Annotated in this window: 12 protein-coding genes; 7 read left to right on the forward strand and 5 right to left on the reverse strand. The window is 69.3% G+C overall.

The genetic code is table 11. The features are described 5' to 3' along the window. Positions 1-335: 335 nt before the first annotated feature. Complete coding sequence (trpS, locus tag ABCR83_RS31270; protein WP_462698632.1) at positions 336-1,337, forward strand: tryptophan--tRNA ligase; 1,002 nt, start codon at positions 336-338, stop codon at positions 1,335-1,337. A gap of 21 nt (positions 1,338-1,358) precedes the next feature. Here the strand turns inward: trpS and proC are convergent, their stop codons facing one another. Then, positions 1,359-2,168, reverse strand: coding sequence for a pyrroline-5-carboxylate reductase (gene proC, locus ABCR83_RS31275; protein ID WP_462698633.1), 810 nt, complete (start codon positions 2,166-2,168; stop codon positions 1,359-1,361). Positions 2,169-2,389: 221 nt separating this feature from the next. On the opposite strand from proC, the gene ABCR83_RS31280 reads away from it, so the two are divergent. Genes ABCR83_RS31280 through ABCR83_RS31290 form a run of 3 tightly spaced genes read left to right on the forward strand, consistent with a single transcriptional unit; the run spans position 2,390 to position 5,503 of the window. Then, positions 2,390-2,917, forward strand: coding sequence for a PadR family transcriptional regulator (locus tag ABCR83_RS31280; RefSeq protein WP_462698634.1), 528 nt, complete (start codon positions 2,390-2,392; stop codon positions 2,915-2,917). After that, on the forward strand, positions 2,890-3,660 hold the full coding sequence (locus ABCR83_RS31285; RefSeq protein WP_462698635.1) for an ABC transporter ATP-binding protein: 771 nt from the start codon (positions 2,890-2,892) through the stop codon (positions 3,658-3,660). The genes ABCR83_RS31280 and ABCR83_RS31285 overlap by 28 nt, the downstream gene beginning before the upstream one ends. Before the next feature lie 4 nt (positions 3,661-3,664). Next, complete coding sequence (locus ABCR83_RS31290; protein ID WP_462698636.1) at positions 3,665-5,503, forward strand: FtsX-like permease family protein; 1,839 nt, start codon at positions 3,665-3,667, stop codon at positions 5,501-5,503. A gap of 195 nt (positions 5,504-5,698) precedes the next feature. Here the strand turns inward: ABCR83_RS31290 and ABCR83_RS31295 are convergent, their stop codons facing one another. After that, entirely contained in the window at positions 5,699-6,151 is a 453-nt protein-coding gene (locus ABCR83_RS31295) for a winged helix-turn-helix transcriptional regulator (protein ID WP_462698637.1), read from the reverse strand. Between the two features lie 96 nt (positions 6,152-6,247). Here ABCR83_RS31295 and ABCR83_RS31300 point away from each other — a divergent pair, with 96 nt between their 5' ends. After that, positions 6,248-7,513, forward strand: a complete 1,266-nt coding sequence (locus ABCR83_RS31300; RefSeq protein ID WP_462698638.1) for an MFS transporter — start codon at positions 6,248-6,250, stop codon at positions 7,511-7,513. Between the two features lie 49 nt (positions 7,514-7,562). Here the strand turns inward: ABCR83_RS31300 and ABCR83_RS31305 are convergent, their stop codons facing one another. After that, positions 7,563-8,717, reverse strand: a complete 1,155-nt coding sequence (locus tag ABCR83_RS31305) for a macrolide family glycosyltransferase (protein WP_462698639.1) — start codon at positions 8,715-8,717, stop codon at positions 7,563-7,565. Between the two features lie 171 nt (positions 8,718-8,888). On the opposite strand from ABCR83_RS31305, the gene ABCR83_RS31310 reads away from it, so the two are divergent. Next, complete coding sequence (locus ABCR83_RS31310; protein WP_462698640.1) at positions 8,889-9,593, forward strand: TetR/AcrR family transcriptional regulator; 705 nt, start codon at positions 8,889-8,891, stop codon at positions 9,591-9,593. Positions 9,594-9,657: 64 nt separating this feature from the next. Here the strand turns inward: ABCR83_RS31310 and ABCR83_RS31315 are convergent, their stop codons facing one another. Together ABCR83_RS31315 and ABCR83_RS31320 are read right to left on the reverse strand one after the other, a co-directional pair. Further along, entirely contained in the window at positions 9,658-10,053 is a 396-nt protein-coding gene (locus ABCR83_RS31315) for an SRPBCC family protein (RefSeq protein ID WP_462698641.1), read from the reverse strand. A 5-nt stretch (positions 10,054-10,058) separates the two neighbouring features. Next, the gene (locus ABCR83_RS31320) at positions 10,059-10,661 is read right to left on the reverse strand and encodes a CGNR zinc finger domain-containing protein (RefSeq protein ID WP_462698642.1); all 603 of its coding nucleotides are present in this window, start codon (positions 10,659-10,661) and stop codon (positions 10,059-10,061) included. Positions 10,662-10,682: 21 nt separating this feature from the next. Between ABCR83_RS31320 and ABCR83_RS31325 the strand changes: the two genes are divergently transcribed. Then, on the forward strand, positions 10,683-11,135 hold the full coding sequence (locus ABCR83_RS31325) for a VOC family protein (RefSeq protein ID WP_462698643.1): 453 nt from the start codon (positions 10,683-10,685) through the stop codon (positions 11,133-11,135). Positions 11,136-11,213 lie beyond the last annotated feature (78 nt).

The following is an 11,213-nucleotide window of genomic DNA, read 5'->3' on the forward strand; positions in this document are numbered from 1 at the left end:
TCCGGCATGCCGAAATCAATCCCGTTCAAGGGCCGTGCAGTAGTGGATCCCGCCGATATGGCGTGCAGCGCTGCTCCGCCGTCCTCACGGACGCCGCGGCAACTCGGAGAACACTACACGACCCCCGTATGGCCCATCAAATCGATGGCGCAAGCGGGTTTTGGGGGCGTACGGTCGCTGTCGTGACCAAGCAGCGTGCATGTAGTCAGCAGTGGTGGGCCGCCTGACGGCGGCCCCACACCTGCGTACACCGCATGCACCCAACGGCCGCCGCCTCGGCGGCCGTTTTGCTGTCCGTGGCGGTGGTCCCTCTCCTCCAGGAGGCGACAGCACCGATGGCAGTACGAATCTTCAGCGGCATCAAGCCCACCGGCCATCTCACCCTGGGCAACTATCTCGGGGCCGTACGACAATGGGTGGAGTCGGATCAGCACCGGGCCGACGCCCTCTTCTGTGTCGTGGATCTGCACGCGCTGACCGTCGACCACGATCCGGCCCGGGTGCGAAGGCTCAGCCGTCAGGCGGCGACGCTGCTGCTCGCCTCGGGGCTGGATCCAGAGCTCTGCACCCTTTTTGTACAGAGCCAGGTGGCCGAGCACACCCGGCTGTCGTACCTGCTGGAATGTACGGCCACCGACGGCGAGATGCGCCGCATGATCCAGTACAAGGAAAGGTCCGCCCGGGAGCGGGCAACGGGCGGGAGCGTACGGCTGTCGCTGCTGACCTATCCGGTGTTGATGGCGGCGGACATCCTCGCCTATGGCGCGGACGAGGTCCCGGTCGGGGACGACCAGGCGCAGCATGTGGAGCTGACCCGGGATCTCGCTGGGCGCTTCAATCAGCGGTACGGGCGCACGTTCACCGTGCCGAAGGCCGTGCTCCCGCCGGTGGCCGCGCGGGTCATGGACCTCCAGGACCCGACGTCGAAGATGGGCAAATCGCACACGGAGACCTCCGGGATCGTCTATCTGCTCGACGAGCCCGACGTCGTGCGCAAGAAGGTCATGCGCGCGGTGACCGACAGCGGAGGCGAGGTCGGCTACGACCGGGAGGCGCAGCCCGGGGTGGCAAATCTGCTGGAACTTCTGGCCTCCTGCACCGGTGGCAAGCCGGCCGAGCTGGCCGCGGGCTACCGCTCATACGGCGCCCTGAAGAAGGACACGGCCGATGCGGTGGTGGAGGTGTTGCGGCCGGTACGGGAGCGGCACGCCCTGCTGTGCGTCGACCCGGGATATGTGGACGGTGTGTTGCGCGAGGGGGCCCGGCGGGCCCGGAAGCTGGCACGGCCGACCGTGGACGCCGCCTATCGGGCGGTCGGGCTGCTGCCCGCCGACTGAGCGCGCACCGTCACTCCAGGCTCAGCCGTCTCCGGAGGCCAGCTCGCGGCTGCGGTCGCGGGCGGCCTCCAGGGCGGCGATGAGGGCATGCCGTACGCCGTGCTTCTCCAGCTCACGGATGGCGTTGATGGTGGTCCCGGCCGGTGAGGTAACCGCCTCGCGAAGCCTGACCGGGTGCTCGTCGCTGTCGCGGAGCATGACGGCGGCGCCGATGGCCGCCTGGACGATCAGGTCATGGGCCTTGTCCCGGGGCAGACCCAGCAGGATGCCCGCGTCGGTCATGGCCTCGACGAGGAAGTAGAAGTAGGCGGGGCCCGAGCCGGAAAGGGCGGTGGCTGCGTCCTGCTGCGACTCGGGAAGGCGCAGGGTCTTGCCGACCGGCTTGAAGATCGCTTCAGTGCGGAGGAGGTGATCCTCGGTCGCATGGCTTCCCGCGGAGATGACGGACATGCCTTCGTCGACAAGGACGGGGGTGTTGGGCATGACCCGGACGACGGGGGTGCCCGCCGGGAGCCGCGCCTCGAAGAAGGAGGTGGGAATGCCGGCCGCCGCGCTGATGACCAGCCTGTCGGCGGGCAGGTGCGGGGCGAGTTCGTCCAGGAGTGACGCCATGTCCTGCGGCTTGACGGCCAGGATCAGGGTGTCGGCGCTCTTGGCGGCGTCGACGTTGCCGACCGCCTCGACGCCGTAGCGGATACGGAGGGCTTCGGCGCGTTCGGCGCGGCGCGCGGTGCACAGCAGGTCCACGGGAGACCAGCCGGCCCGGATCATGCCGCTGAGGAGTGCCTCGCCGATCTTTCCGGTACCGAGGACGGCCACTCTCTGGTGCACGGTGCTCACCTTTTCGCTGCGCTGGGCTTCGGGGCGTACGAACCATCCGACTGCCGGCCATCTTCGCACCTCGCCCACGGCGGGCACGTCCGGCCGCCCTCGGGCCCTCCACGAGGGTCGAGGGCGCGCTGCGCTTCGGAAGCGGATGCATGGAGCGACTGGTTGACCAGATGTCGGCTAACCGCTATCCATATAGCTAGCCGTTAGTTGAGGGGGGTCCCGTGCGGCAGGAAGTTGTGCTGGCCATGCTGGCCAAGGAACCGTCGTACGGCTACCAGCTCCGCGAGCGGCTGCGCGAGGCGCTCGGGCCGGTCGGGGAAGGCATGAATGCCGGGCAGATCTACGTCACCCTCGGCCGGCTGGAGAAGTCCGGCCTGGTGGTCTCCGAGGCCGCGCCGGGGCTGACTGACCGGCCGGACCGCAAGGTGTACATGCTGACCGCAGCCGGTCAGCAGCGGATCGCGGGCTGGTTCACCGAGGTGAGTTGGCCCAAGCCGGATCTGGCCGAGTTCCACCTGAAGTTGACCGCTGCCGCGGCCGGGCGGCTGGCCGATCCGATCGCCATCGTGGATGCGCAGCGGCGCGAATTGTTTCGTCGGCTGAGGGACGCACAGCGCGCAGCGCTGGCCGAGCCCGAGGGCTCACCTGCCGCCCTGTTGCTGGAAGGCGTCGTGCTCCGGCTGCAAGCCGACTTGCACTGGCTGGAGGCATGTGACCGCGCATGGACCCGCACGAGGAGAGAACAGTGAACGATGTTGACAACGCAGTCCTGTTGAGCGCCCGGGGCCTCGGCAAGCACCACGGCTCGGGGGATGGCAGGGTGCGGGCGCTCGGCGGGTTCGACCTCGACGTTGCCCCAGGTGAGACCCTGGCCGTGACCGGCCCCAGCGGATGCGGGAAGTCAACGCTTCTGCACCTGCTGGGCGGGCTGGACCGGCCCGACGAAGGTGAGATCACGATCGCGGGCAAGCGCGTCGACACGATGAGCGAGCGTGCGCTGTCCCGGTTCCGGCGCGATGCGATCGGGTTTGTCTTCCAGGCATTCCACCTGACGGACGAGCTGACCGCGGTGGAGAACGTGGAGTTGCCCGCGCTGCTGGCCGGGCGCTCGCCCCGGGCAGCGCGCAAGCGCGCGCTCGGTTTGCTGGAGCAGGTCGGTCTCGCCGACCGGGCCTCGCACGTGCCGTCCGCGCTCTCCGGCGGCCAGCGCCAACGGGTCGCGGTGGCCAGGGCGCTGGTGAACGAGCCGCTGCTGGTCCTGGCCGATGAGCCCACCGGCAACTTGGACAGCGAGGCGACGCTGGAAGTGCTCCGGCTGTTCGACAGCCTGCACGACGCCGGGCAGACCCTGATCATCGTCACCCACGACTCGCGGATCGCAGCGACCGCGGACCGGATGGTCACAATCCGCGACGGGTCCTTGGCCGATGTGACCCGGCTGACCGGCGGAAGCCGGGGCACGCTCGCCTCAATTGTCGGTCTGGAGGGCTGAGCTCATGGGACGGCTCCGACTCATTCTGCGACTCGCGTTCCGGGACCTGCGCCGCCGCCGCACGGAGGCGGTCTTGCTGCTGCTGGTCATCGCCGCCGTGAGCACGACCCTGACCCTGGGTCTGGCGCTGCGCGACGTGACCAGACAGCCTTACGAGCGGACAAGGGCCGCCACGGTCGGGCCGGACGTGGTGCTGAAGCTGATCGGCAAGCGCATCGCACCGGTGGTCACGGACGATCAACTCACCGCGCTGACCGCGGTTGCGAAGCGGCCCGGCGTCACCGCCCACAGCGGTCCGTACCCCTCGACCTGGGGTGTCGTCCGGGCGCACGGCCACTCGACCGGTGCACAGGTGCTGGGCCGGGATGCCGGCCCGGCGGCGGTGGACCAGCCGAAGCTGACCGCCGGCCGTTGGGTCGGCCCGGACGGTTCGGTGGTCGTGGAGGCCGGGCTGGCCCGCGCGCTCGGCGTCGGTGTCGGCGACCGGATCACCGTCTCCGACAAGGAGTTCACGGTCTCCGGCCTCGCGGTGAGCGCCGCCATCGCCCCGTTCCCGGCGGCCTGCCTGACCAACTGCGAAATGTCCTCGAGCAAGCCCGAGCGGGACAACAGCGGTCTGATCTGGGCCACGCGGACCGATACCCAGGCGCTGGCAAGCACGCGGAACCCGATCTACTACATGATGAACCTCAAGCTTGCGAACCCCGACTCCGCGCAGGCGTTCACCGACCAGGTCGAGATGGATCGGCCGGCACCGGGCAACGCCGTGCTCGGCGCCGAGGCCTGGCCGGACATCCAGCGCCGGAACGCCCGGACGACCGAGACGGTGCGCGGGGACCTGCTCGTCGGCAGTTCGTTGCTCGGCCTGCTCTCCGTCGCGAGCGTGGCGGTCCTGGTCGGGGGCCGCATGGCCGACCAGACCCGCCGGGTCGGGCTGCTCAAGGCGGTCGGCGGGACGCCACGGCTGGTCGCGATGGTGCTGCTGGCCGAATATGTGGTGGTCGCGCTGGTCGCGGCCGGGGCCGGTATAGCTGTCGGCGCGTTCGTGGCGCCCGAGCTCACCGGTGACACCGCGGGCCTGCTCGGCAGCTCCGGGCTGCCACCGGTGACCGCGGCCGAGGGGGCGATCGTGGTCGCCACGACGCTGGCCGTGGCGGTCGTCGCGACCTTCTTCCCGGCTGTGCGAGCCGCGCGGACCAGCACCGTACAGGCGCTGGCGAACGCGGCGCGGGCGCCGAAGCGCCGCGGCCGGCTGATCGCGCTGTCCGCGCGGCTGCCGGTGGCGCTGCTGCTCGGCCTGCGCCTGGTGGCCCGGCGGCCGCGCCGCGCCGCGCTGGGAGTGGCGAGCATAGCCATCACGGTCAGTGGGGTCGTCGCCGTGCTGATCTCCCACCAGCGCGTCGATTCCGAGCACTTCACGGGCCCGGACGCGCTGAGCAATCCCCTGGCCGGCCAACTGGATCAGACGATGCTGCTGATCGCGGTGATGATCGGCGCCCTTGCCTCGATCAACGCGGTCTTCATCGTCTGGGCCACCGTGCTCGATGCCCGGCGCTCCTCAGCGGTGGTACGGGCACTCGGCGCGAGCCCCGGGCAGGTCACCTCCGGCCTGGTGACAGCCCAGGCGATCCCCGCGCTCCTCGGCGCCGTGCTGGGACTCCCCGGCGGGATCCTGCTTTACACCACGCTGCGACACGGCGGAACCGTAACGCTCCCCAACCCTCTGTGGCTGGCCGCCGTCCTCCTCGGCACGGTGGTACTCATCCCGGCGCTGACCGTCCTCCCGGCCCGGGCCGGCGCTCACCGGTCCCTCGCCGAGATCCTCCAGGTGGAGACCGCCTGACTGCGAAGTCGGCCTGAGTGCTGACTTTTCCGGAGCCCGGCGGGACCGGCTCCCAAGCGTCGGCACGTCGACACCGCAAGCGGTACGAAGGCGTCCTGCTCAACGCGTCGCCCTCGTCCGGCAACTGCCGGACGAGGGCGACGCGTTGTCGGAATCATCGGCGGAGCAGCGTCGGCACCGGGTCTCCGGCTCGGATCACTGGGTGGAGCTCTTACGGACGGTGGTGTCGTCGGGGTCCAGCCGTCGCCCGTCCGCGGACAGCACTTCCAGTGCGCGGAGGCGATGTCCCTGTCGGCGGTCGACCAACTGTGAGCGTGGTTCGCCGGGGGCGAAGAAGTTCTGTTCGCCCCACTGCCGCAGCGCCACGATGACGGGGAAGAGCGCCTTGCCCTTCGGAGTCAGTACGTACTCGCGGTAGGCGCTGCCGTCCGAGGCGGGGACGGATTCGAGGACGCCACCGGCGACCAGGGCGCGCAGACGCGCGGTGAGGATGTTCTTCGCCACGCCGAGGCTGCGCTGGAACTCCCCGAAGCGCCGGCTTCCGTCGAAGGCGTCCCGCACGATCAGCAGGGACCACCAGTCGCCGATCGAGTCCACCGACCGGGCGACGGGGCATTCGCTGCCGTCGAAGCGCGTCCTGGTCACCATGGCGTCCCTCACTCTCAGGATGGTTGCAACATGCTACCAAAAAAGTTACCGTCGCCACTGGTAGCAAGATGAAACCAGATATGGGGAGGAACGCTGATGCCCGGCAACAGTGAGGCCGTGACACGACAGACCGAGGCGCGAAGCGGGGAAGGTTCCGGGTTCGTCCTGTCCCGTGGCGTCGTCATACTGTTCGCCGTCGCCTGCGGGGCCGCGGTGGCCAACGTCTACTTCTCCCAGCCGCTCCTGGTGACCATCGGCCACGACCTCGCCATGAGCCCGGCACTTGTCGGCATCGTGGTCACCCTCACCCAGGTCGGATACGGGCTGGGACTCTTCTTCCTCGTACCGCTGGGCGACATGACCGACCGCAGACGGCTCATCGTGTCCCAGTTGCTGCTCCTGGTGGTGGCGCTGGCCGTGGTGGCCACCGCCCACACGGCGGCGGTCCTGCTCGCGGGCATGGCCGCGACGGGACTTCTCGCGGTCGTCACACAGACGTTGGTGGCCTTCGCGGCATCACTGGCCCCTCCCGCCGAGCGCGGACGGGTCGTCGGTATGGTCACCAGCGGCGTGGTCACCGGAATCCTGCTCGCCCGCACCGTGTCCGGCCTCCTGGCCGACCTCGCGGGCTGGCGCTCCGTCTACCTCGCCTCGGCGTCGCTCACCGCTCTGCTCGCCCTGGTCCTGTACCGGGTGCTGCCGCGCCACAGTGCCGTTCCGCCGGCCACCCTGCGCTACGGACAGCTCCTGCGCTCCACGATCACCCTCTTCGCAGGGGAACGGCTGCTGCGGCTCCGGGCCGCGTTCTGCCTGCTGATCTTCGCCTCCTTCAGCACCCTGTGGAGCAGCATCGCGCTGCCGCTCAGCGAGGCCCCGTACTCCTGGTCCCACAGCGCGATCGGGGCGCTGGGGCTGATCGGTGTCGCCGGTGCCCTGGCCGCGAACGTGGCGGGCCGCCTGAACGACCGCGGACTCTCCGGGCGGACCACCGGCATCGCCCTGGCACTGCTCGCCGCCTCGTGGCTGCCCCTGGCCTTCACCCGCAGCTCGCTCTGGGCCCTGGTCGTCGGGGTGATCCTGCTCGACCTCGCCGTGCAGGCGGTCCATGTCACCAACCAGACCCTGATCTACGCGCTGCACCCGGACGCGGGCAGCCGGCTGATCGGCGGATACATGATCTTCTACTCGATCGGCAGCGCCGTCGGCGCCATCGCCTCGACCTCCCTCTACACGGCGGCCGGCTGGGGCGCCGTATGCATACTGGGCGCCGCGTTCAGCTGCCTCGGGCTCGTGCTGTGGGCGTTCACCCGACGCAGCATCCCGGACCCCACCGTCAAGGTGACTGCGCACAGCGAAGCCTGAGCGTTCGCGTCGAACATCGAGTGCGGGCGCACCGCCGGAGGGACGCACGTCACCCGGGCAGTTGGGCCTCGATGGCGTCGGCGGCGTGGGGTGCGCCACCCGCTGCGAGTATGTCGTCCCGCATGGCGCGCAGCCGCTGCCGGGTGGCGGGATCGTGCAGCACACCGCGGACCGCATTGCGCAAGCGCTCGGCGGTCGCGTCGGCGGGGGCAAGGGCACAGCCCAGGCCCAGTTCGACGATGCGGTCGGCGGTGGTCTGCTGCTCGGGGGTGTGCGGAATGGCCACCACCGGCACGGCGGCAGCCAGAGCTTCCATGGTGGAGTTCATACCGGCGTGGGTGACGAAGGCGTCGGCGTGCGCGAGCACGGCCGGCTGCGGGACCTGCCGGTGTGCCTCGATGTTCGCAGGCAGCGGTCCGAGGCCGGCCGGATCGATGGCGTGGCCCACGGACAACACGACGTGGTAGGGCTGGTCGGCGAACGCCTGGATGCAGGTGTGGAAGAAGTCCCGGCAGCTGATGAGGGTACCGAGGGAGACGAGGACCAGCGGGCGTCGCGGCGGTGTCCAGCCCTGGGGCTCGGGCAGCCGGGTGGGTCCGACGAAAGCGTAGCGGTCGTCGAAGGTCTCACTGCGTACGTGGAACGACCTGGGTTGGTAGACGAGGTTGAACTCGGCGGGCTTGTAGAAGTCGTGCAGCGTGAGCTCGGGGATTCCGTGCCGCTTCAGGATGGTGGCGAGCAGGGTGTCGAACTCGGCCTTGACCGGGCCGGCGACAAACATGTCGACGATGAACTTGCCGAAGTCATAGCCCTCACTGGCGGCATGGGCGGACCAGGACTGGATTCTGGGGGTGTGCCATTTGGCGGCGAGCATCGGGCCGGCCCAGGCGAGCCAGTCGTTGACGATCAGGTCCGGCCGGTCGCCCGGGTAACCGGCCTCGATCTGCGGCAGAACGTGCTCCAGCTGCTGGAGCACGGCGAGGGTGGCGCGTGCGGCGGCGTCCATGCTGTCGATCACGATCGACTCGGCGGGCCGGGGCTCATAGGGGACGATCTCGGCGCCAGTCGGTCGGATGCGCCCGGCCATCGACTGGTCAGCGGGAAAGGTGACGCGATGCCCGCGCCCGATCAGCTCCCGGGCGATCGGCAGGATGGGGTTGAGATGCCCGGATTCGGCCAGGCTCATAAAGGCGATGTGGGCCATGACAGCTCTCCTCGATGACGTCGCCCGGCGCTCGGGCGGCAGCGCCATGAACTACGGCGCGGACAGGCACAGGAATCGACCAGCACTCCGAACAGCAGGATCAGTTGCCCGCATGCAATTGTCAAACGAATAGTTGATTAGGTTGCATGGGCGTATGACAAAATCGTGGTCATGGCTACACGGCACACGGCACAGGACCGAGAACCGGACGGGCGGCAGCGACAGGCCAGGCGGTCACCGGCCCCGCACGAGCGGCAGCGTGACGCGGAGCGCACCAAGGTGCGCATCCTCGACGCCGCGGTGGAGGTGTTCTCCGCCAAGGGCTTCGACGGCGCCCGGGTCTCGGAGATCGCCAAACGCGCCGGCGTGAACCAGCAGCTCATCTCCTACTACTTCGATGGCAAACAGGGCCTGTACCAGGAGATCGGCCGCCGCTGGCGGGCCCACGAGGCCGAGGCGATCCCCGACGACCTGGACTTCACCGAGCAGATCAAACGCAACGTTCACGCGAGCGTCGACCCCCACCTTGGCGGGCGTCTGCTCGCCTGGGACGGCCTCGCCGACACCGGCAAGGACGACGAGAACGACGAGGAGGCGCAGGAACGCAACGCCCAGCTCCGGCACGAAGTGGAAGTACTCAGCGAGCGTCAGCGCACAGGCGAGCTCGATGACAGCCTCGACCCCGCCGCGCTGCTCCTCATCGCCATCAGTGCCGGCAACGCCCTCGCCGTCTACCCCCAGCTGGCCCGCGGTCTGTTCGACACCGATGCCATCTCACCGGAACTGGTCGAGCACTACGCCGGACAGCTCGCCCAGGCGATCGGCCGCCTCGCCGGCAGCCCCGCACAGCAAGCCGCACCGCTCAAAAACAAATAGTTCCGGGAGACCACGGACCCTCACCGGATCGCATGCACGCCACTCAGGTATCGCACACCTGCCGTCACTGGCGGTCGAGCACGGTGGCGACTTGGTCCATGATGCGCTGCCAGTGGGCCCGCTGCTGTTCACGCTCTTCAGCGCTGGCCAGGTGCTCTTGGTGAAAGCGGACCATTGTCCGGGCCCCGTTGACGGTGGAACCAAGGGCGACCTGGATTGTGGTGGCGCCGTGAGTGACGCGGATCTTCTCCCCCGAGCGGTAGCCGCGCACCTCGCCCGTCACTCCTGCGGTCGTCCGGTAGGGGGCGCCGCGTTCCGGGGTGAGGACCGCGCCGGGGCCGAGCCAGAGGGCAATCCCTTCGGGGCTGCTGATGAAGTCCCAGACGACGGACGCGGGGTGCGGAAGCGTGCGGGACACCCCGACCTGCCAGCCGGCGGCCTTGGTGAGTCCAGTGGGCATAGCGGTCATCCTTCCTCGGAGTTGCGGGCGCGCAGCGCCCTCACTTTGTGGCGGTTGCCGCAGTGCTCCATGGAGCACCAACGGCGGCGGCCGGGGCGTGAGGTGTCGACGAAGACGAGGTGGCAGTCCTCGGCGGCGCAGGTGCGGATGCGGTGCGCGAAGGGGCCGGTCAACAGCTCTACGGCGTCCTGGGCGACGGTGGCCACCAGGTGTGTGCCGCTGAGGTTCCCGGCCCACTGCCGCTTTCCGGTCGACCTGATGGCGGGTGCCAGGGCCGGACGGGCGGCTGCCTCGTTGATGGCCTTGATGTCACCGGGCGGGTGCGGCTCGCCGCGCACATGGGCGAGGACCACTCGGAACAGCGCGTCGCGCAGCCTTCGCGCATCCGCCACCTCGGCTGCAGAAATCTCCAGCACGGGCGTCGGAGTGAGCCGCGAGCGGTCCGCCCAGACGGCCAGGTCAGAGGGCTCGTGCAGGACCTCGTACCGGCGGTAGGGGCCGGGACCGCCGGTGGTCAGCAGTTCCAGGCACAGCGCGCCGGGGTCGAACCGGTAGGCGACGCCGGTATGGGAGTACAGCGTCAGGCCCTTGGTTGCGGAAGAGTCCATGTAACCAATATAACCGGTTACATGGTATTGAGTTGGAAATTGGTCATCGACAGCACGAACGCCCCCGCCCTCGCAGACTTCTGGGCCGCGGTCCTGGAATACGAGGTGGAAGACCCCAGCGCCCTCATCGAGAACCTGCTGGCCGCCGGCCACATTGGCGAGGAGGCGGTCACCGAGCAGCACGGCCGCAAGACCTTCCGCGGCTACGCCGCGATCCGCCACCCCGAGGACCCGTTCGATCAGATCAGCGGCGTTGGCCGCGGCCGGCGGCTGCTCTTCCAGGACGTGCCCGAGGGCAAGTCCGGCAAGAATCGCCTGCACATCGACGTCCACAGTGAGCCGGGCGGCCTCGACAAACTGGTAGTCCGGCTGGAAGGCCTGGGGGCCACCCGCATCCATGAGGTCGACAAGGGACCTGCCGGTCACTGGTGGATCATGCAGGACCCGGAAGGCAACGAGTTCTGCGTGGCGTAGGCCAGGTCGCAGCTACTCGCTTTTCGGTAAATGCAAAAGGCCGGAGGCCCGAGTCGATGTGTAAACACTCAACTCGGG

This window comes from Streptomyces xingningensis (assembly GCF_054957865.1).